16 protein-coding genes are annotated in these 20,586 nt (G+C 72.8%); 11 read left to right on the top strand and 5 right to left on the bottom strand.

Annotated elements, in window-relative coordinates; genetic code table 11:
• Positions 1 to 92 precede the first annotated feature (92 nt).
• Positions 93 to 938, bottom strand: coding sequence for a 3-methyl-2-oxobutanoate hydroxymethyltransferase (panB, locus tag CLT68_RS30785; RefSeq protein WP_099856201.1), 846 nt, complete (start codon positions 936 to 938; stop codon positions 93 to 95).
• A 192-nt stretch (positions 939 to 1,130) separates the two neighbouring features.
• Entirely contained in the window at positions 1,131 to 2,888 is a 1,758-nt protein-coding gene (locus tag CLT68_RS30780) for an NAD+ synthase (RefSeq protein ID WP_099856199.1), read from the bottom strand.
• Positions 2,889 to 3,148: 260 nt separating this feature from the next.
• Here CLT68_RS30780 and glnA (CLT68_RS30775) point away from each other — a divergent pair, with 260 nt between their 5' ends.
• From glnA (CLT68_RS30775) to CLT68_RS30760, 4 genes are all read left to right on the top strand, one after another.
• On the top strand, positions 3,149 to 4,498 hold the full coding sequence (glnA, locus tag CLT68_RS30775) for a type I glutamate--ammonia ligase (protein ID WP_088949504.1): 1,350 nt from the start codon (positions 3,149 to 3,151) through the stop codon (positions 4,496 to 4,498).
• A 180-nt stretch (positions 4,499 to 4,678) separates the two neighbouring features.
• On the top strand, positions 4,679 to 5,104 hold the full coding sequence (locus CLT68_RS30770; protein ID WP_099856198.1) for a DUF350 domain-containing protein: 426 nt from the start codon (positions 4,679 to 4,681) through the stop codon (positions 5,102 to 5,104).
• Between the two features lie 113 nt (positions 5,105 to 5,217).
• Positions 5,218 to 5,910, top strand: coding sequence for a helix-turn-helix transcriptional regulator (locus CLT68_RS30765; RefSeq protein WP_088949502.1), 693 nt, complete (start codon positions 5,218 to 5,220; stop codon positions 5,908 to 5,910).
• A gap of 124 nt (positions 5,911 to 6,034) precedes the next feature.
• Positions 6,035 to 6,412 carry a VOC family protein gene (locus CLT68_RS30760; protein ID WP_088949501.1) on the top strand — a complete coding sequence of 126 codons (378 nt, stop codon included), beginning with the start codon at positions 6,035 to 6,037 and terminating at the stop codon, positions 6,410 to 6,412.
• Positions 6,413 to 6,655: 243 nt separating this feature from the next.
• Here CLT68_RS30760 and CLT68_RS30755 read toward each other — a convergent pair whose 3' ends face one another.
• Positions 6,656 to 7,138 carry a hypothetical protein gene (locus CLT68_RS30755; RefSeq protein WP_099856196.1) on the bottom strand — a complete coding sequence of 161 codons (483 nt, stop codon included), beginning with the start codon at positions 7,136 to 7,138 and terminating at the stop codon, positions 6,656 to 6,658.
• Positions 7,139 to 7,322: 184 nt separating this feature from the next.
• Between CLT68_RS30755 and CLT68_RS30750 the strand changes: the two genes are divergently transcribed.
• Positions 7,323 to 8,204, top strand: coding sequence for a virginiamycin B lyase family protein (locus CLT68_RS30750; RefSeq protein ID WP_099856194.1), 882 nt, complete (start codon positions 7,323 to 7,325; stop codon positions 8,202 to 8,204).
• 148 nt (positions 8,205 to 8,352) lie between these two features.
• On the opposite strand, the gene CLT68_RS30745 is transcribed toward CLT68_RS30750, so the two are convergent.
• Positions 8,353 to 9,288: an LD-carboxypeptidase gene (locus tag CLT68_RS30745; protein WP_099856192.1), complete on the bottom strand. Its 936-nt coding sequence runs from the start codon at positions 9,286 to 9,288 to the stop codon at positions 8,353 to 8,355.
• Positions 9,289 to 9,402: 114 nt separating this feature from the next.
• Between CLT68_RS30745 and CLT68_RS30740 the strand changes: the two genes are divergently transcribed.
• The 5 genes from CLT68_RS30740 to mptB (CLT68_RS30720) are packed head-to-tail and all read left to right on the top strand — an operon-like array spanning position 9,403 to position 17,911.
• Positions 9,403 to 10,170, top strand: coding sequence for a type 1 glutamine amidotransferase (locus CLT68_RS30740; RefSeq protein WP_088949497.1), 768 nt, complete (start codon positions 9,403 to 9,405; stop codon positions 10,168 to 10,170).
• Positions 10,170 to 13,190: a bifunctional [glutamine synthetase] adenylyltransferase/[glutamine synthetase]-adenylyl-L-tyrosine phosphorylase gene (locus tag CLT68_RS30735; RefSeq protein WP_099856190.1), complete on the top strand. Its 3,021-nt coding sequence runs from the start codon at positions 10,170 to 10,172 to the stop codon at positions 13,188 to 13,190. The genes CLT68_RS30740 and CLT68_RS30735 overlap by 1 nt, the downstream gene beginning before the upstream one ends.
• Entirely contained in the window at positions 13,183 to 14,805 is a 1,623-nt protein-coding gene (locus CLT68_RS30730; protein ID WP_486482388.1) for a hypothetical protein, read from the top strand. The genes CLT68_RS30735 and CLT68_RS30730 overlap by 8 nt, the downstream gene beginning before the upstream one ends.
• Positions 14,806 to 14,852: 47 nt before the next feature.
• Positions 14,853 to 16,253 carry a polyprenol phosphomannose-dependent alpha 1,6 mannosyltransferase MptB gene (gene mptB / locus CLT68_RS32755; protein ID WP_158240971.1) on the top strand — a complete coding sequence of 467 codons (1,401 nt, stop codon included), beginning with the start codon at positions 14,853 to 14,855 and terminating at the stop codon, positions 16,251 to 16,253.
• Positions 16,254 to 16,267: 14 nt separating this feature from the next.
• Positions 16,268 to 17,911: a polyprenol phosphomannose-dependent alpha 1,6 mannosyltransferase MptB gene (gene mptB, locus CLT68_RS30720; RefSeq protein ID WP_486482387.1), complete on the top strand. Its 1,644-nt coding sequence runs from the start codon at positions 16,268 to 16,270 to the stop codon at positions 17,909 to 17,911.
• Positions 17,912 to 18,475: 564 nt separating this feature from the next.
• Here mptB (CLT68_RS30720) and glnA (CLT68_RS30710) read toward each other — a convergent pair.
• Positions 18,476 to 19,900: a type I glutamate--ammonia ligase gene (gene glnA / locus CLT68_RS30710; protein WP_088949494.1), complete on the bottom strand. Its 1,425-nt coding sequence runs from the start codon at positions 19,898 to 19,900 to the stop codon at positions 18,476 to 18,478.
• A gap of 263 nt (positions 19,901 to 20,163) precedes the next feature.
• Here glnA (CLT68_RS30710) and CLT68_RS30705 point away from each other — a divergent pair, with 263 nt between their 5' ends.
• Positions 20,164 to 20,562 carry an RDD family protein gene (locus tag CLT68_RS30705; RefSeq protein WP_307871541.1) on the top strand — a complete coding sequence of 133 codons (399 nt, stop codon included), beginning with the start codon at positions 20,164 to 20,166 and terminating at the stop codon, positions 20,560 to 20,562.
• The last annotated feature ends 24 nt before the right edge of the window (positions 20,563 to 20,586 follow it).

Genomic DNA, 20,586 nt, shown 5'->3' with positions numbered 1-20,586 from the left:
GTGATCCACTCCGGTTTCGTGAAAGCGCGGTGTCCCGAGGTCAGGGACACCGCGTTTTCGGCAAGCCCGAGTGGATCACGCCGTGAGTATTCCTAGAAGGTGTGCTCGGCGGTCGGGAACTCGCCGCCTCGGACCTCGTCGGCGAAACGCCGGGTGGCGTCGGTGAGCACGCCGGCCAGGTCCGCGTACCGCTTGACGAAGCGGGGCGTCTTTCCGGTCCGCAGGCCGGCCATGTCCTGCCAGACCAGCACCTGCGCGTCGGTGTCCGGGCCGGCGCCGATGCCCACCGTCGGGATCGGCAGCTCGTGGGTGATCCGCTTGGCCACCTCGCCGGGCACCATCTCCAGCACCACAGCGAACGCCCCCGCCTCCGTGACCGCCCGCGCGTCGGCGAGCACCTCGTCCGCGGCGTCGCCCCGCCCCTGCACCCGGTAGCCGCCCAGGGTGTGCTCGCTCTGCGGGGTGAAACCGATGTGCGCCATCACCGGAATGCCGGCGCCGACGATCGCGGCGATCTGCTCGGCGCAGCGGCGGCCACCCTCCAGCTTCACCGCGTGGCAGCCACCCTCCTTCATGAACCGGACGGCGGTGCGCAGCGCCTGCGCCGGCCCCTCCTCGTACGAGCCGAACGGCAGGTCACCGACGATCAGCGCCTGCCGGGTCGCCCGCACCACGGCCCGCACCAGCGGAAGCAGCTCGTCGGCCGTGACCGGCAGAGTCGTCTCGTAGCCGAACACGTTGTTCGCGGCCGAGTCGCCGACCAGCAGCACCGGCACACCGGCCTGGTCGAAGATCGACGCCGTGTACTGGTCGTACGACGTCAGCATCGGCCACCGCTCACCGCGCTCCTTCGCGGCGATCAGGTCCCGGGTGCGGGCCCGTCGGGTGGCCGGGCCGCCGTACAGCGCGGTCACCTCGTTCGGAGTGGACTCCACCATCTCTGTCTCCCTTCCTCGAGGCCGCCTGCGCGGTCCCCGGGTTCCGTCGCGATCGTCGCACCGTGAGACGGGGTGACGGCAGGGCCCAGTGCAAGATGTCACTCCACAGCGAAACCGCGAGGCCCGCGCCGCTCGGCCCCCGCGAGGCGGCGCCGGGTCGCGCCACCGACCCGACATCCCCAGGGGTACGCCTCAGCCGTGCTCGCGCCACCGGTTGGTGATCGGCAGACGGCGGTCCCGACCGAACGCCTTCATGGAGATCTTCGTGCCCGGTGCCGACTGCCGCCGCTTGTACTCGGCGGTATCCACCAGCCGCAGCACCTTGTCCACGATCGCCGGGTCGTGACCCGACTCGACCAGCCCGTCGCGGCCGAGGTCGCCGTCGACGTAGCCGATCAGGATCGGGTCCAGTACGTCGTAGTCGGGCAGGCTGTCGCTGTCCAGTTGGCCCGGGCTCAGCTCGGCGCTCGGCGGCTTGCCGATCGAGTTCTCCGGGATCGGGGCGGTCTCGCCGCGCCGGGCCGCGTCGGTGTTGCGCCACTTCGCGAGCCGCCAGATCAGGGTCTTCCAGACATCCTTGACCGGGTTGAAGCCGCCCACCGAGTCGCCGTACAGCGTGGAGTAGCCGACCGCCAGCTCACTCTTGTTGCCGGTGGTCAGCACCAGGTGGCCCTCCTGGTTCGACAGCGCCATCAGGATCACGCCACGAACCCGGGCCTGGAGGTTCTCCACTGCCACACCGGACAGCGACAGGTTGGCCAGGAAGCCGTCCACCATCGGCTGGATCGGCTCGACGCGGTAGTCCAGGCCGGTGCGCTTGGCCAGGTCGGCGGCGTCCTCCCGGGAGTGCTCGGAGGAGTGCTGGCTGGGCAGCGACACCCCGACCACCCGGTCCGGCCCGAGGGCGTCGACGGCCAACGCGGCCACCACCGCCGAGTCGATGCCGCCGGAGAGGCCGAGCACCACCGACGGGAACCGGTTCTTGTTGACGTAGTCGCGCAGACCCAGCACCAGGGCCTGCCACACCTCGGCCTCGTCGGCCACCGGCTCGATCAGACCGCCGGTGGCGCCCGGGCCGGTCGGCGCGGCCGGAATGCCGTCCAGCGTGCTGTGCACGATGCGCATGCCGTCCGCGACGGCCTCCGTGGTCGTCGTGGCGGTGGCGGCCGGCAGCTCGATATCGTGCACGAGCAGGTGCTCAACGAACTGCGGGGCGCGGGTGAGCAGCTCACCGTCGGCGGTCACGATCATCGAGTCGCCCTCGAAGACCAGCTCGTCCTGTCCGCCGATCATGTTGACGTACGCAATGGCGGCGCCCGCCTCGGCGGCCCGGCGGCGGACCAGCGGCAGCCGGATGTCGTCCTTGTTCAGCTCGTACGGCGAGCCGTTGATATTGACGACCAGGCCGACGCCGGCCTGCCGGGCGGCGGCGAACGGGCCGCCGGCCTGCCACAGGTCCTCGCAGATGGTCAGCGCGACGTCCACGCCACCGATCCGCACCACCGTCAGCGTGTCGCCGGGGAGAAAGTAGCGGTCCTCGTCGAAGACCCCGTAATTGGGCAGGTGGTGCTTGAAGTAGCGGGCGGCGACGACCCCCCGGTGCAGCAGTGCGGCGGCGTTGCGGGCACCCCGGCCCGGCTCGGCGTCGCCGCTGACCTGCGGCGGCCCGTCGGCGTCCAGGTAGCCGACCACGACCGGCAACTCGCCGAGGCCGTCCGTGGCGAGGTCGGCCGCGAGCCGTTCCACTGCGGCCCGGGACGCGGCCACGAAGGAGCGCCGGAAGACCAGGTCCTCGACCGGGTAACCGGTGAGCATCATTTCCGGGAAGAGCACCAGCTGGGCACCGGCACCGGCGGCCTGGCGAGTCCAGCTGCGGACCAGGTCGGCGTTTCCGGCGAGGTCGCCGACGCTCGGGTTGACCTGGGACAGGGCGAGACGCAGGGTGGGCATGCCTTCATCTTGCCCCAGCCTCAACGGGACAATCCCCACCCTCCGACGAGATGGCCGCCACGCTGCGGCGACGGCCCCCGCCGTCCGGCGGGGCACGAGCCCGTCCACGGCCGGGCCCTGCCCGCCGAGCGGGAGGCGAGGGGACGACGGGCGGCAGTTCGCGTAACGTCTGCGTAACCAGGCCCGGTAAGACTGGGCGATCAGGTCGGGCGCGCAGCCCGACCAAGGCGGACAGCAGAGCGTCGCGAGGGGTTGGGGAAGTGGACCGTCAGCAGGAGTTCGTCCTCCGCACGCTGGAAGAGCGGGACATCCGGTTCGTCCGGCTGTGGTTCACCGACGTGCTGGGCACGCTCAAGAGCGTCTCGGTGGCGCCGGCGGAGTTGGAGGCGGCCTTCGAGGAGGGCATCGGCTTCGACGGTTCGGCGATCGAGGGCTTCGCCCGGGTCTTCGAATCGGACATGGTGGCCATGCCCGACCCGACCACCTTCCAGGTCTTCCCGTTCGAGGGCGGGGTCAGCGGCGAGAGCGCCCGGATGTTCTGCGACATCCTGCTGCCCGACGGCGGTCCGTCCTGGGCCGACCCTCGGCACGTGCTGCGCCGGGCGCTGTCCAAGGCCGCCGAGAAGGGCTTCACCTTCTACACCCACCCCGAGATCGAGTTCTTCCTCCTGGAGAACGGCCCGCAGGACGGCTCGGTGCCCACCCCGGTCGACACCGGCGGCTACTTCGAGCACACCACGCACGCCGTGGCTCGCGACTTCCGCCGCCAGGGCGTGCTGGCGCTGGAGCGCATCGGCATCTCAGTGGAGTTCAGCCACCACGAGGTCGCGCCCGGCCAGCAGGAGATCGACCTGCGCTACGCCGACGCGCTGACCACCGCCGACAACATCATGACCTTCCGGCACGTCGTCAAGGAGGTGGCGCTCTCCACCGGAGTGCAGGCCAGCTTCATGCCGAAGCCGTTCACCGACCAGCCGGGCAGCGGGATGCACACCCACCTGTCGCTGTTCGAGGGGGAGCGCAACGCCTTCCACGACAGCGGTGACCCGATGAAGCTCTCCAAGGTGGCCAAGTCGTTCATCGCCGGCCTCCTGGTGCACGCCCGGGAATACACAGCGGTCACCAACCAGTGGGTCAACTCGTACAAGCGGCTCTTCCCGCAGGCCCTGCCGGACCGGATCACCGAGAGCCCCGCGTACGTCTGCTGGGGTCACCTCAACCGGTCCGCGCTGGTCCGGGTTCCCGCGTACGGCAAGCCCAACTCGGCCCGCGTCGAGGTCCGCTCACCCGATTCGGCGGCCAACCCCTACCTGGCCTTCGCGGTGCTGCTCGGCGCCGGCCTGAAGGGCATCGAGGAGGGCTACGAGCTGCCGCCGGGCGCCGAGGACGACGTCTGGTCGCTGACCAGCGCCGAGCGGCGTGCCATGGGATACGAGGCGCTGCCGGAGAACCTCGCCGAGGCGATCGACGTGATGGCCGGTTCCGAGCTGGTCGCCGAGGTGCTCGGCGAGCACGTCTTCGACTTCTTCCTGCGCAACAAGCGGGCCGAGTGGGAGCAGTACCGGCGCGAGGTCACCCCGTACGAGCGGCAGCGTTACCTGGCGCTCTAACCGCGGGCTGACGCGGTTGCAGCGGCAGCGTTACCTGGCGCTTTAACCGCGGGCTGACGCGGTTGCAGCGGCAGCGTTACCTGGCGCTGTAACCGCGGGGCTGACGCGCTTGCGCGCTGCCGCTATCGTCTCGATCACCGCGCCGGTACCCCCTCCGGGCGGAGAGTCGGGAGGCAGTCGGTGCTGGAGGATCTGCTCAGCGGTGCTTGGCAGAGCGTCGTGTTCGGGATCGTCGGCGTGGGGCTCATGGCGGCTGGCTTCGTGCTGGTCGACCTGCTCACGCCCGGTCGGTTGCGCGACCTGATCTGGGTGCAGCGCAACTCCAACGCGGGGTTGCTGCTGGCCGCCAACCAGCTCGGCATCGCCGGGATCGTGTTCACCGCGATCCTGACCAGCTACAGCGACTTCGGCAGGGGGCTCGCCTCCACGGTGATCTTCGGCATCGTCGGGCTGGCCATCATGGCGTTGGCCTTCTTCGTGCTCGACCTGCTAACCCCGGGCAAGCTCGGCGAGGTCATCTGCTCGGACGAGCCGCACCCGGCGGCCTGGGTCAGCGCCGCCACCCACTTCGGCGCCGCGCTGATCGTCTGCGCCTGCATCGCCTGAGGCGGCTGTCCGCTTCGCTGTGGCGGCCGTCCGCGTCTTGCTGTGGCGGCCGCCCGCGTCGCAGTGCGGTCGGTCGCCGACGGGCGTCGTACCCCGGCCGTAGCGTGCCGGGCATGAACCGTACGGACCGTCTCTACGCGCTGGTCGAGGAGCTGCGGGCGGTGTCGCCGAGGCCGCGCAGCGCCCGCTGGTTGGCCGCGCGTTTCGAGGTGAGCAGCCGCACCATCGAACGGGACATCGGCGCGCTTCAGGAGGCCGGGGTGCCGATCTGGGCCGAGCCCGGGCGCACCGGCGGTTACGTGGTGGATCGCGCCCGCACTCTGCCGCCGGTCAACCTGACCGCGGCCGAGGCGGTCGCGATGGCCGTCGCGCTACGCCGGCTCGCCGGCACGCCGTTCGCCGGGCCGGGTGGCACCGCGCTGCGCAAGTTGATGGCGGTGCTGCCGGCCGCCGACGCCGTCGAGGCGCACCGCCTCGCCGGCCGCGTGCACCTGGTCGGCGATGGGCCGGCCACGCCCGTCCCGGCCCTCGTCGCCGACGCGGTCGCCGCGCGGCGGGTGCTGCGCATCAGGTACGCGGACCGGGCCGGCGCCGGCTCGGTCCGTGACGTCGAGCCGCTGGGCTACCTCGGTAACCCACGACACTGGTATCTGCTGGCCTGGTGCCGACTGCGCGACGAGCTGCGCTGCTTCCGCACCGACCGGATCGAAAGCGTCCAGGCGCTGCCCGACGTGGTGTCCCGCGAGCTGCGCCCGACCGACCTGGACATTCCGCGCGAGCGGGTCCGCTCATTGAGCCTGGTCTGACGGGTTTTCGAGAGCGGGTCTCCGTTGGTGATCCGGAAACACCGACAGGACGGTGTCGCGGACGACCCAGAGACTGCTCAAGACGACGGCCGAACGGCCGGCACGGAAACTCTGGAGGCAGCAGATGTCCACGACGCCCATCACCTGGTTCGAGATCGGCACCGACCGGCCGGAGGAGGCGGAGCGCTTCTACGGAGAGCTGTTCGGCTGGACCTTCGAGGAGCAGGGCGCAGGCAGCGGTGGGTCCTACCGGGTGACCGGCGCCGGTGGCGACACCGGGATCGGCGGGGCGATCCGGGCCACCGACGGGACGTCACCGAACTACGCGGTGTTCTACGCCGAGGTCACCGACGTGTCGGAAACCTGCCGGCGAGCGGAGGCGGCCGGCGGCAAGGTGCTGGTGGCGGCCCGTACGGCGCCGAGCGGCCTCACCCTCGCCCACCTGCTCGACCCGGCCGGAAACCACCTGGGTGTGTTCAGCCCTCCGCCCGCCCAGGGCTGATGCGCTCCCGGCCGGCGCCTCGGGGCTGACTCCTTGCGTCGGTGCCGGTGCGGCTCGGGGCTGGCGTACCTGCCCCGCTGGGGCTCGGCAGTGATGATTAACTCCGGCTCAAGGAAATGGCGGTGTCCGGGTGCGCCGGACACCGCCACTTCACGAAACCCGAGTGGATCAAGCCGGGGTGGGCCCGGTTCGACCAGAGGGCTGCCGGGGTTACTGCCCGGCGTACCCGGGGGTCTGCCGGGGTTACTTGCCCGGCGTACCCGCGGGACCGCCGTGACCGCCCGGACCGCGGTGGCCGCCGGGGCCGGGGAAGACGCCGGCCTCGACGGCCTTGGTGATGGCGTCGGCCTGCTCCTGGGTGAGCTTGCCGTCCTTGACCGCCTGGTCCAGCCGCTCCTTGAGCGCCGCCTGCCGGTCCTCGGCTGACGGGCGCTCCGGCCGGTCGGCCGGCTTGTGCTGCTCGCGCAGCTTCTCCAGCGCGGCGGTCACCTTGTCGGTGGGGACGCCCAGCTCGGTGGCGAGCTTCTCGGCGAACTCGCCCTGCCGCTCGCCCTTCTTGTCGCCCTGCCGGTCCTGCTGCTGCGGCTGCTCACTGCTGCTGGCGCTCGGCGTCGGGGTGCTGCCGTCAGCGGCGAACGCCATCGTGGGGGCGGCGATCCCCACGCCGAGCACACCGGCGGCGGCCAGGCTGGCCAGCAGGTGCTTCTTCGACATCGTGCGGAACATCAGTCCTCCAGGTTGTCGTTGATGCTGCGATGACGTCACCGACAGTGACCGGAAAGTCTGGGCGCGGCCCATGGCGAACCTGTCAGCGGGCTGACAATCTGCGACCAGCGGCCGGACAAACCGGTTGCAACGTCGACGTCCCTGCGATCAGGGTGGGAAAACCCCGACGAAAGGACCACGCCTCGTGACGACCGCCGAGATTCGTGAGATCCCACTCGCCGCGCCGGGCGCCGGCCCGTACGGCATCACTGCCGGCCCGGACGGCGCGCTCTGGCTGACGCTGGTCCACGCCGGTGCGATCGCCCGGTTGGCCCCCGACGGCGCGATCCGGACCTACCCGTTGGACCCGGCCGGTGGCCGACCGCTGATCATCACCACCGGACCGGACGGTGCCCTCTGGTTCACCCGCTCCGGAGATGACCGGATCGGCCGGATCAGCGTCGACGGCGAGCAGCGCGCGGTCGTCCTGCCAACCGGCGCCGCGCCGTGCGGCATCGCGGCCGGCCCCGACGGCGCACTCTGGTACGCCGGAATGAACTCCGACACGATCGGCAGGGTGGGCACCGACGGCACGGTCGAGGTGTTCCCGCTGCCGGTGACCGGCGGGTTCGCCTCGATGATCACCGCTGGCCCGGACCAGGCGCTCTGGTTCACCCTCAACCAGGCGAACGCGATCGGCCGGATCGACCTCGACGGCCGGGTGACGCTGCATCCGGTGCCCACCGCGAACGCCGGCCCGGTCGGCATCACCCTCGACGGTGACGGCGCGATCTGGTTCGTGGAGATCGCCGCCGGTCAGCTCGGCCGGATCACCCCGGATGGCGAGGTGACCGAGTTCCCGCTGCCGGATCGGGCGGCCCGCCCACACGCGATCGTGGCCGACCCGGACGGCGGCGCCTGGTTCACCGAGTGGGGTGCCAACCGGATCGGCCACATCGACGGCGCAAGCCGGATCGACGGCCACGACCTGCCCACCGCCAACGCCGAACCCCACGGCATCACCCTGACCCCCCAGGGCGTCTGGGTCGCCCTGGAAATAGGAGCAGTAGCCCACCTGACCCCCTGACCCCACCCCGGCCCCGCCCTCCCCGCCCCGCCTTCCCTGGTTGATCAAGAGGTTTGCGTCAGAATCCCGCCCGAAGTTGACGCAAACCTCTTGATCACCGGGGCGGGGCGGGGCGGGGCGGGGAGGGCAGCGGTGGGGTGGGGGTGCGTTACTGGACTGCGGGGGATGCGGTCAGGGTGCCGTTTTCGGCATTGAGGGTCGCTTGGGTGCCTACCGGGACGGTCAGCTGGTTGGGGCCGTGGCCGATGGGGAGGCCACCGAGGACCGGTACGCCCAGGTCGCCGAGGCGTTCGGTGAGCACGTCGACGATCGTGGTGTCCCAGCCGTCACCGCAGTTGGTGAACTGCCCGACCGCCACCCCGGCCAGCCCGTCCAGCGCGCCGGCCCGGCGCAGCTGGGTGAGCATCCGGTCGACCTTGTACGGGGGCTCCTGCACGTCCTCGATCAACAGCACCGCCCCGGTCAGGTCGGGCAGGTCCGGTGTGCCGATCGAGGCGGCGATCATGCACAGGTTGCCGCCGAGCAGGGTGCCGGTGGCGAGGCCCGGGACGCGTACGTCGAAGGTCTCCTCGGTGGGCACCGCGGTGATCGACACCGGTTCGGTCGTCATGAGCGCCGCGTGCAGGGACTCGGCGGAGCGCAGCGGGGTCCGCTCGTCGCGCCAGGCCGCCCCCGGGCCGTGCACTCCGGTCAGTCGGGCACCCCGCCACAGTGCGAACTGCAACGCGGTGATGTCCGAGAAGCCGGCCACCACCTTCGGGTCGCGGCGGACGGCGGCCATGTCGATGGCGTCCACGACCCGCTGGACGCCGTACCCGCCCCGGGTGCAGATCACCCCGCGGATCTCCGGGTCGGTGAAGGCCGTGTTCAGGTCGGCGGCCCGTAGGTCGTCGGTGCCGGCGAGGTAGCCGTGGCGGGCGTACGCGTTCGGCGCCGGCACCGGGCGCAGGCCCCACCCGGTGAGCAGCTCCATGCCCCGGGCCACCCGCTCCGGCGAGGTCGGGCCGGACGGCGACACCAGCAGCACCGCGTCGCCCGGGAGCAGCACGGGCGGGCGGACGGCTGCGGTGTCGTCGCTGATCACAACCGCTGAGCCTAACGACCACGCCAGGTCCCGGCCGCCGCAGAGGGACACCACCGGAAGCGTGGGCCTGTGGCGGGGCGCTGCGCCGCGCGGCGCACCGGCTAGCCTCGACGGGTGGCAACCGCGCTGGTGATCGAGAACGACCCGACCGACGACGCACGTCGGCTGGGCGAGTGGCTGACCGAGGCTGGGCTGGAGCTGTGGGTGGTTCGCCCGCACGCCGGCGACGAGCTCCCCGCCGACCTGGAGGGGTACGCGGCGCTGGTGGTGCTCGGCGGCGACCAGCAGGCGTACCCGCTGCCGGACGGCTCGCCCGGCGCACAGTGGTTTCCGGCGGTGGAGGGACTGCTGCGCAAGGCGGTCCGCTACCGGGTGCCGACCCTGGCCGTCTGCCTGGGCGCGCAACTGCTCGCCACCGCGCATGCCGGCCTGGTCGAGCGGAGTCCATCCGGGCCGGAGATCGGCCCGGGCGTGGTCGGCCGGCGCGACGCCGCCGAGAACGACCCGCTGTTCCGGTACGTGCCGTTGATCCCGGACGTGCTCCAGTGGCACGCCGACGAGATCACCGAGCTGCCCCGGGGTGCCACCCTGCTGGCCGCGTCCACCCGCTACCCGCACCAGGCGTTCAGGCTCGGTGACCGGGCCTGGGGTCTGCAGTTCCACATCGAGTGCGACGCCGCGATGATCGCCGACTGGGCCACCGACTCGGCCCAACTCGCCGAGCTGGGCTACGACCCGGAGCTGGTGGTCGCGGCCTGCGCCTCGGTGCTGCCCGACATCGAGGAGGTCTGGCAGCCGTTCGCCGCCCGGTTCGCCGCGCTGGCCCTCGGTGAGTTGGACGACAGCACGATGCGGCGTGGCCTGCCGCTGCTCGGGCACTGATGAGCCGGCCGACCAGGGCAACGGGCCGGCTCGCCCGGTACGGCTTCGGCACCGCCGAGGGCGACGGCGGCGCCCGTGCCGCCGACCTGCTCGGCCCGGACGGGCTGCGGCTGTGGCGGCCGGAGGAGCAGGAGCCGGCCGACGAGCCGGCCGGTGAGCTGCTCGCCGCGATGTCCCGGGCCGCCGACCCGGACCTGGCGCTGCGCCAACTGCACCGCATCGTCGAGGCCGAACGTCGCACGACCGACGGCGCCGCCGACTCGCCGCTGCTCGCGGAGCTGCACGCCGACCCGGGGCTGCGGCGGCGGCTGATCGCGGTGCTGGGTGCCTCGTCGGCGCTCGGCGATCACCTGGTGGCCCATCCCGACCACTGCACGGCGCTGCGGACCGCCCCGGACGGGCTCGCGCCGATCGCCGAGGGTCGGTTGGAGCCGGCCGCCGGTGGCAACCCGGTGGCGGTGCTGCGGACCGCGTACCGGTTGGCGCTGCTGCGGATCGCGGCGGCCGACCTGACCGGCGGGCGCGGCCTGGAGCAGACGATGGCCGCGCTCTCCGCGTTGGCCGACGCGACGTTGGCTGCCGCCTACGAGGTGGCCGTCGCGGAACTGGCGGAGGGCACCGAGCGGCCTCGCCTCGCGGTGGTGGCGATGGGCAAGTGCGGCGGCGGCGAGCTGAACTACGTCTCCGACGTGGACGTCATCTTCGTGGCCGCCGAGGACGCCGACCTGGCCGCCGCGACCCTGGTGGCGACCCGGCTGATCCACATCTGCGGGCTGGTCGCCTGGCCGGTGGACGCCGCCCTGCGCCCCGAGGGCAACCGGGGCCCGTTGGTGCGGACCCTCGCCAGTCACCTGGCCTACTACCAGCGGTGGGCGCGCACCTGGGAGTTCCAGGCGCTGCTCAAGGCCCGCCCGGCCGCCGGGGACCTCCCGCTGGCCCAGGAGTGGATCGACCAGCTCGCGCCGCTGGTCTGGCGGGCGGCCGAGCGGCCCGAGGCGGTCGAGGACGTCCGCGCCATGCGGCGCAGGATCATCGACCACATCCCGCCGAAGGAGTTGGAGCGCGAGATCAAGCGCGGCCCCGGCGGGCTGCGCGACATCGAGTTCGCCGTCCAGTTGCTGCAACTCGTACACGGTCGCGGGGACGAGACGCTGCGGGCGCCGGGCACCATCCCGGCATTGCGCGCGCTGGTCGCCGGTGGCTACGTCGGCCGGGCCGACGGCGAGGCGCTGCTGCGCGGCTACCGTTTCCTGCGCAGCGTCGAGCACCGGCTGCAACTGCAGGGACTGCGTCGTACGCACACCGTTCCCACCGAGCCGGGCGCGCTGCGGTGGCTCGCCGCCGCGCTGGGTTTCACGGCAGCGCCGGGGCGCAGCGCCGTGGAGAGCTTCCGGGCCGAGTGGGTCACCCACGCCACCGAGGTACGCCGGCTGCACGCCAAGCTGCTCTACCGGCCGCTGCTGGAGTCGGTGGCCCGGGTGCCGGCCGACGGGCTGCGCCTCACCCCCGAGGCGGCCAGGCACCGGCTGGAGATCCTCGGCTTCGCCGATCCGGCCGGGGCGCTGCGGCACCTCCAGGCGCTCACCGGCGGGGTGAGCCGCACGGCGGCCATCCAGCGGACCCTGCTGCCGGTGCTGCTCAGCGAGTTCGCCGACGCGCCGGAACCGGACCGGGGGCTGCTCAACTACCGGAAGGTGTCCGACAAGCTGGGCAGCACCCCCTGGTATCTGCGGCTGCTGCGCGACGGTGGCCCGGTCGCCCGTCGGCTGGCCCGGGTCCTGGCCCTGTCCCGGTACGTCGCCGACCTGCTCGCCCGCGACCCGGAGGCACTGCGGCTGCTGGCCGAGGAGAACGAGCTGGCGCCCCGCTCCCGCGAGGTGCTCCGGGAGGGGTTCCTCGCCGCAGCGGCCCGGCACGCCGACCCGGTCGAGGCCACCCGCGCGGTACGCGCACTGCGGCGCCGGGAGCTGGTCCGGGTGGCCTGCGCCGACGTGCTCTGCCGGGCGGGCGCGCTCGCACCCACACCCACCCGACCGGACGGCGCGAACCGGCCGGCACCGGGGCTGGCCGACATCACCCAGGTCGGCACGGCCCTCGCCGACGTCACCGACGCCACCCTTGCCGCCGCGCTGCGCGCCGCCCAGGCCAGCCAGCCGGCCCCGGAAGGGCTGCGGTTCGCGGTGATCGGCATGGGACGGCTCGGCGGGTACGAGTCGAACTACCTCTCCGACGCCGACGTGCTCTTCGTCTACGACCCGCCCGCCGGGTCCAGCGAGAGCGCCGCCAGCGCCGCCGCCCACGCGATCGCCGAGGAGCTGCGCCGACTGCTCGGCGTGCCCGCGCCCGACCCGCCGCTGGGCGTCGACGCCGACCTGCGCCCGGAGGGCCGGCAGGGCCCGCTGGTCCGCAGCCTCGCCGCGTACGCGGCGTACTACGCCCGCTGGTCGCGGGTGTGGGAGGCACAGGCGCTGCTGCGCGCCCGGTTCGTCTGCGGCGACGCCGAGCTGGGCGCCGAGTTCGAGTCGATGATCGACCCGGTGCGTTACCCGGCCGAGGGGTTGACCCGCGAGCAGGTCGTCGAGATCCGGCGCATCAAGGCCCGGGTGGAGACCGAGCGGCTGCCCCGGGGCGCCGACCCGGCCACCCACACCAAGCTGGGGCGCGGCGGGCTGGCCGACGTGGAGTGGGCCGTGCAACTCGTCCAGCTCCGGCACGCGGGCAGGGTCCCGTCGCTGCGCGACACGCGTACCCTCGATGCCCTCGCGGCCGCCGAGCGGGCCGGCCTGATCGACCCGACGGACGCCGCGGAGATGGCCGCCGGGTGGTCCCTGGCCGCGCAGGTCCGCAACGCGTTGATGCTGGTCCGGGGCCGGGCCGGCGACCAGTTGCCCCGGCACGGGGTGGAGCTGGCCGGCGTGGTCCGACTCCTCGGCCGGGACGACCCGGGGGAGTTCCTCGACGAGTACCTGCGCGTCGGCCGCCGCTCCCGTGCCGCGACGGAACGGGTCCTGAATGCCTGACGCGTCGACCCGCCCGGCCACGCGGTCCCCGCAGGTGGTCTGGGCGGCGGCGACCGGGGCCGCGGTCGTGCTCGCCGCCGCGTTCCTGCTCGCGCCGCGGATGGGCACGGACCTCGCGGCCCAGGTGGCCCGCGCCGAGTTCGCCGACCGGTACGGTGCCGCGCCGATCGACCTCGGCTGGTACGGCGGCGTCAACCAGTACGGCTACAGCCTGTTCACGGCCAGGTTGGGCGCGCTGATCGGGATGCGTCCGCTGGGGGCCGGCGCCGCCGTGCTCGGCGCGGCGGCGCTGGGCTGGCTGTTCGTCCGGGGCCGGGCCCGCCGGCCGCTGCTGGCCGGCGTCCTCGGTGCCGTGGTCCTCGTCGGCAACCTGGCGAGCGGTCGGGTCACCTTCGCCGTCGGGCTGGCGTTCGGGCTGCTGGCGCTCTGCGCGGTCAGCGCGGAACGCCCGCCACGCCCGGTTCGCCTGGCACTCGCCGCCGGTTGCGCCGCCCTGGCGACGGCGGCGAGCCCGGTCGCCGGCCTGTTCACCGGCCTGGCCGGCGCGGCGTTGCTGCTGGCCGCCCTGCGCCGAGGCGACGGGCCCGGCCGTGCACTGCCCGGTGGGTGGCGCTCGGAGCGACCACTGGCGGAGGGGTTCGTGCTGGCCGTGGCGCCCGCCGTCACCCTGGCGCCGATCGCGTTGCTCTTCGGCAACGGGGGCACCCAGCCGTACTCGGCCGAGTCGATGCGGATCAACGTCGCGCTCGCGGTGCTGGTGGCGGTCGTGCTGCCGCGTCGCCGCCGGGTGCTGCGCGTCGGCGCGTTGCTCACCGTGCTGCTCCTGGTCGGCGCGTACTACGTGCCCAGCCCGATCGGTTCCAACGCGCTGCGCCTGCCGCTGCTCTTCGCGCTGCCCGTGCTGGCCGGGTACGCGCCGCTGCCCGGCCCGTGGCTTGCCGGGCTGCTCGCCGCGACGGTCTGGTGGCAGTCCCCGGTGATGCTGAGTGACGTCACCCGGGCCGGCGCCGCCGAGAGCGCCCCGGCGTTCTACCGCCCGCTCGTCGCGGAACTCGACCGACGGCAGCCCGTCGGGCGGGTCGAGGTGGTGCCGCTGCGCGACCACTGGGAGTCCGCGTACCTGCCACCGACCGTGCCGCTGGCCCGTGGCTGGGAGCGCCAGGTCGACAGCGACCGCAACGCGCTGTTCTACGACGGCACCCTGAGCGCCCAGACCTACGAGCAGTGGCTCCGCGACCAGGCGGTCACCTACGTGGTGGTCGCCCCGGACGCTCCCGCCGACCGGTGGGGCCGCGACGAGGCCGCGTTGATCCGCGGCGACCTGCCGTACCTGCGGGAGGTCTGGCGCGATCCGACCTGGCGCCTCTACGAGGTGGTCGATCCGACGCCGCTGGTCGGGGCGCCCGGCCGGCTCGTCACCGCCGACCGGGGCGCGGTCCGGCTGACGGCCACGCCCGGCGACGTGCCGGTCAAGGTGCGGTGGTCACGGTGGCTGTCGCTCGATGGCCCGGACGGCTGCCTGCGACCCGGCGCCGACGGGTGGACCGAGGTGCGGGTACGCGCGGCCGGCGACTACTCGATCTCCAGCAGCCTGGCACCGGCCAACCACTGCTGACGGTCCTGCCGTCGGTCACCCACCGGCGTGCTGGCAGCATGTCGGGCGTGCCTCCCCACCTCGCGCGCTGGACCGGCCTGGCCGGCTCGATGCTGCTCGCGCTGTCCGCGTTCCTCGGCGGCGCGTTTCCCAGCGGCCCCCTGCGCAGCACCCCGGTCAGCATCTGGCAGGGCACCAACGGCCCGCTGATCCTGGCCGCCTGGGCGGTCGGCACCGGCCTGATGGCGTACGCCTGGTGGGCGCTGCGCGACGGCGGCCCGTCGACTCGCTGGGCGCTGCTCACCGTGGGGCTGTGGCTGCTGCCGCTGCTGGTCGCGCCGCCCTTCGGCAGCCGCGACGTGTACGCGTACGCGTGTCAGGGCGCCAGCTTCGCCGGTGGCATCAGCCCGTACGAGCAGGGCGTCTCCGCGCTGCCCTGCCCCTGGCTGGACTCGGTCTCCTACATCTGGCGGGACACCCCCGCGCCGTACGGGCCGCTCTTCGTGCTCGTCGCGGCTGCGGTGGTCAAGGTCGCCGGCTCGCTGACCGCCAGCATCGTGCTGTTCCGGGCGCTGGCATTGCTCGGCGTGGTGGTGAGCGCGTGGGCGCTGCCGGTGCTGGCACGCCGGGCCGGGGTGCCGGCCAAGCGGGCGGTCTGGCTGGCGCTGGGCTCCCCGCTGGTCGCCGCGCACCTCATCGGTGGCCCACACAACGACATACTGATGCTCGCCGCGCTGGTCGGTGGGCTGGCCGTGGTGGCCGCACACCCGCGCCGACGCGGCATGCTGCTGGTCGGCGGGCTGCTCCTCGGAGTCGCCGTGTCGATCAAGGTCACCGCCGTGGTGGTGGTCCCGTTCGCAGCGCTGGCGGCCACCGCCGGCCCGTACCGGCTCCGGACGCTGATCCGCGACGGCGGCTGGGTGGTCGGCGGTGCGGTCGCCACCGTGCTGGGCGTGACCATCGCCGGCGGGCTGGACTTCGGCTGGGTCGGCGGGCTGTCCCAGGGCGGCGCCGCCGTCGCCTGGACGTCCCCGCCGACCGCCGTCGGTCAGACCGTCGGTTACGTCGCCGCGCTGTTCGGCGCTCACATCGACGCGTTGCCGGTAACGCGCGGGATCGCCGTGGTGGTCCTGGCCGTCCTCCTCGTCTGGCTCTGGTGGCGGGCCCGCACCCGCGACCCCCTGTACTACGCCGGCCTCGCGCTCGCCGTCACCGTCGCGCTCTCTCCCGTGGTGCACCCCTGGTACTGGGCGTGGCCGTTGTTCGTGCTGGCCGCCACCGCCCGCCGTACCGGCTGGTTCACAGTGGTCGCCCTCGTCGCGTCGTTCCTGGTGCTGCCGGACGGCACCGGGCTGCCCCGGTTCACCAAGACGGTCGGGGCGCCACTGATGACGCTGTTGGTGATCGTGGTGGTCGTCCGGTTGGTACGGTCGGCTCGGGCGGCCCGTCAGCCGGTCGCCGCCGACTGAGGGAAGGTGCGCCGGTGACCGCTCCCGGCGCGCCTGTTCCGCCGCCTGTTCCGCCCTCGCGTGTTCCGCCGCCGCCTCGTCCTCTGTCGGCACGCCTTGCCCGGTACGCGGGTCTGGCCGGCGCGGTCCTGCTGACCGTGGCCGGCTACCTCGGCGGGGCGCTGCCCGACGCCCCGCTCGGCGTGACACCGGCGTCGATCTGGCGAACCCCGGACGGCCCGGCGACGCTGATCTGCTGGCTGGTCGGCACCGCGCTGCTGGTTGGTGCCTGGTGGTCGCTGCGCGGCGGCACACCGTCGACCCGGTGGGCGTACGTCACGGCCGGGCTGTGGGCGCTGCCGCTGCTCGTCGCGCCACCACTCGGCAGCCGGGACGTCTACTCGTACGCCTGCCAGGGCTGGACGTACGCGCACGGCGTCGACCCGTACGCGGTGGGGGTGGCGGCGGCGGGCTGCCCGTGGCTGGACACGGTTGCACCGATCTGGCGGGACACTCCGGCACCGTACGGGCCGGTCTTCGTCCTGCTCGCGGCACTCGCGGTCACGCTCGGCGGCGGGCTCACCGGCACTGTGGTGCTGCTGCGGGTGATCGCCGTGGCGGGGTTGCTGCTGGCCGCGATCTGCCTGCCCGGCCTGGCACGAGCAGCCGGGGTGCCGACCCGGCGGGCCGCGTGGCTGGCGTTGGCCGGTCCGCTGGTCGGGGTGCACCTCATCGCCGGCGCGCACAACGACGCCGTGATGCTGGGTCTGCTGCTGTGTGGGCTGCTGATCGTGGTCCGTCGACCGGGTTGGCCTCCGACACTGCTCCTGGCCGGGGCGCTGCTCGGGCTGGCGGTGACGGTGAAGGCCAGCGCGGTCGTGGTGGTGCCGTTCGCCGCACTGGCCGCAGTCCGTGGTCGTCACACCGTACGGGCACTGCTGCGCGACGGCGGCTGGCTGGGCGGTGGGCTGCTCGGAGCGGTGCTGATCACCTCGGCGGTGTCCGGTCTCGGGTTCGGCTGGGTGGGCGGGCTGACCCACAGTGGCGACTCGGAGCAGTGGACGTCGCCACCCACCGCCGTCGGGTTCGTGGTGGACTACGCCGGTGCGCTGGTTGGCCGGGACCCGCAGGCGGTGCCGGTGGTCCGGGCGGTCGCCCTGCTGTTGCTCGCCGGGGTGCTGGTGGTGCTCTGGTGGCGGTCCTGGCGGGCGCTGCGCGGCCTCGGCGATGCCCGGCGGGTGGCGCGGGTCGAGGGCGCGCGGGTCGTGGGGGTGCGGGTCGAGGGCGTGCGGGTCGGCGGCGCGCGGGTCGACGGGGCGCGGGTCGACGGGGCGCGGGTCGACGGGGCGCGGGTCGACGGGGCGCGGGTCGAGGTTGCGTGCCCTCGGGTGGTGCTGCACGGCGCGGCACTGGCGCTGGTCGCCACCGTCGTCCTGTCCCCGGTCTTCCACCCCTGGTACGCGACCTGGCCGTTGGCGCTGCTCGCACTCACCGCCGCCCGAACGACGTGGTTTGTGCTGCCAGTGGCGGTGGCGGCCTTCCTGGCCCTGCCCGACGGCACCAACCTGGCCCGCTTCACCAAGGCACCCGGCGCCCTGGCGATGACCGCCCTGCTCCTGACCGTGGTCCTACTGGTCCTGCGCACCACCCACCGCCCGGGTCCAACCCGTCGATCATGAGGTTGGCGGAGACAATTCGGACGAAACGCCCGGCCAGCATCATGATCGACGTGTCTGGGCGGCCAAGATCGTGCTCGATCATGGATATAAGGGCTTCGAACCGCCCTGGTGGCCACTACAACCGTGATCGAGCACGATCCCCGTCCCGGCCCAGTCCAAGATCCGCGCAACTTCAGGGAAAGTGCTGCCTACGGTGCCTGGGAGGCAGCAACATCCCCGAAGTTGCGTGGGGCGTGGGGCGTGGGGCGTGGGGCGTGGGGCGTGGGGCGCGGGACGCGGGGCCTGTGGGCGCGGGGCGCGTGGGGCGTGGGGCGTGGGGCGCGGGACGCGGGGCCTGTGGGGCGCGGGGCGCGTGGGGCGTGGGGCGCGTGGGGCGTGGGGCGCGTGGGGCGTGGGGTGTGGGGCGTGGGACGCAGGGCGTGGGACGCAGGGCGTGGGACGTGGGACGCGGGGCCTGCGGGGCGCGAGGGTGGGCGTGTAACGGGGCCGGGCCGGCTCCGCGATCGCGGAGCCGGCCCGGCCGGTGGTGCGGTGACTGCTCAGCAGTCGTCGTGCCCAGACTGCTCAGCAGTCGTAGTACATGGCGAACTCGTGCGGAGTCGGGCGCAGGCGCACCGGGTCGACCTCGTTGGCGCGCTTCCAGTCGACCCAGGTGGAGATCAGGTCGGGCGTGAAGACGCCGCCGTCGAGCAGGTAGTCGTGGTCGGCCTCGAGCGAGTCGAGCACGGCCGACAGCGAGCCCGGCACCTGCTTGACGTCGCCCCACTCCTCCGGCGGGAGGTCGTAGAGGTCCTTGTCGATCGGCGTCGGCGGCTCGATCTTGCTCTTGATGCCGTCGAGGCCGGCCATCATCATGGCCGAGAAGGCCAGGTAGACGTTGGCCGACGGGTCCGGGACGCGGAACTCGACGCGCTTGGCCTTCGGGTTGCTGCCGGTCACCGGGATGCGGGTGCAGGCGGAGCGGTTGCGCTGCGAGTAGACCAGGTTGACCGGCGCCTCGAAGCCCGGCACCAGACGACGGTACGAGTTGATCGTCGGGTTGGTGAAGGCCAGCAGCGACGGCGCGTGGTGCAGCAGGCCACCGATGTACCAGCGGGCCATGTCGGACAGGCCGGCGTAACCGGTCTCGTCGTAGAACAGCGGCTCACCGTTGAGCCAGAGGCTCTGGTGGGTGTGCATGCCGGAGCCGTTGTCGCCGAAGAGCGGCTTGGGCATGAACGTCGCGGTCTTGCCGTTGGCCCAGGCCTCGTTCTTCACGATGTACTTGAAGAGCTGGAGCTGGTCACCGGCGTGCAGCAGGGTGGAGAACCGGTAGTTGATCTCGGACTGGCCGGCGGTGCCCACCTCGTGGTGCGAGCGCTCCACGTTGAAGCCGGTGTCGACGAGGCGGCGCACGATGGAGTCGCGCAGGTCGGCGTAGTGGTCGACCGGCGGCACCGGGAAGTAGCCGCCCTTGTAGGCGGTCTTGTAACCACGGTTGCCGCCCGGCTCTTCGCGGCCGGTGTTCCAGGCGCCCTCGATCGAGTCGATGTAGTAGAACGACTGGTGCGCCGAGGTCTCGTGGCGGATCGAGTCGAAGATGTAGAACTCCGCCTCGGCGCCGAAGTAGGCGGTGTCGGCGATGCCGCTCGCCGCCAGGTACGCCTCGGCCTTCTTCGCCACGTTGCGCGGGTCGCGGCTGTAGGCCTCGCGGGTGAACGGGTCGTGGATGAAGAAGTTCAGCGCGAGAGTCTTCTGCGCGCGGAACGGGTCGATGAACGCGGTGGCGACATCCGGGAGCAGGAGCATGTCCGACTCGTGGATCGCCTGGAAACCGCGGATCGACGAACCGTCGAACGCGAGGCCGTCGGTGAAGAGATCGTCGTTGACGGACTCGACCGGCAGGTTGAAGTGCTGCATCACGCCGGGCAGGTCACAGAAACGAACGTCGACGAACTTCACGTCCTCGTTCTTGAGGTATCGCAGCAGTTCCTCGGGGTTGGCGAACACACATCCTCCTGGCACGTCCACGGGGTGGCTAGGCTTCTGGCGACGCTATGGCCGGGGGGTTGCCCGGCCGTGTCTCCGTTGTTTCTGCCGTGTTACGTCCCTCGCGGAGCGTCAGCGGCGCTCCTGTCCACGCCTTCGGCCCGCCGCGAACGTCGTACCGACTGTGCCAGTGTAGTGACATCTGATGCCTTTGGCCTGAATCGGCACACAGCGGTGGCGGCACCCGGCGAGCCCTCGTCGCGACGCGGATACCCTTGATCGCTGTGACCAATCCGCACGTCCCGGCAGCGCCGGCCACCGACCCCACCTTCACCCCGCCGACGCTCGGACGCCGCTTCGGGGCGCTGATCATCGACTGGGTGCTCTGCCTGCTGGTGTCCAACATCTTCGCCGACCCGGTACGCGACGGCTGGGCGCCGGTGCTGGTGCTGGTCCTGATGTACGGCATCTTCCTCGGCCTGTTCGCCCAGACGCCGGGCATGTACGTCACGAAGATCCGCTGCGTGAACTGGCACGACGGCGGTCGGATCGGGGTGCTCCGAGGACTGATCCGAGGCCTGTTGCTGGCCCTCGTCGTCCCCGCGCTGATCATGGATGGGCACCGTCGCGGCCTGCACGACAGGCTCGCCGACTCGGTCATCGTCGACGCGCCGCGCGGCTGAGCCCGCCGAACAACGAGAAAGAGC

It is taken from the genome of Micromonospora sp. CNZ299 (assembly GCF_002754415.1).
Note: the sequence above shows the minus strand (reverse complement) of the source record. Positions and strands in the feature narration are given on the sequence as shown.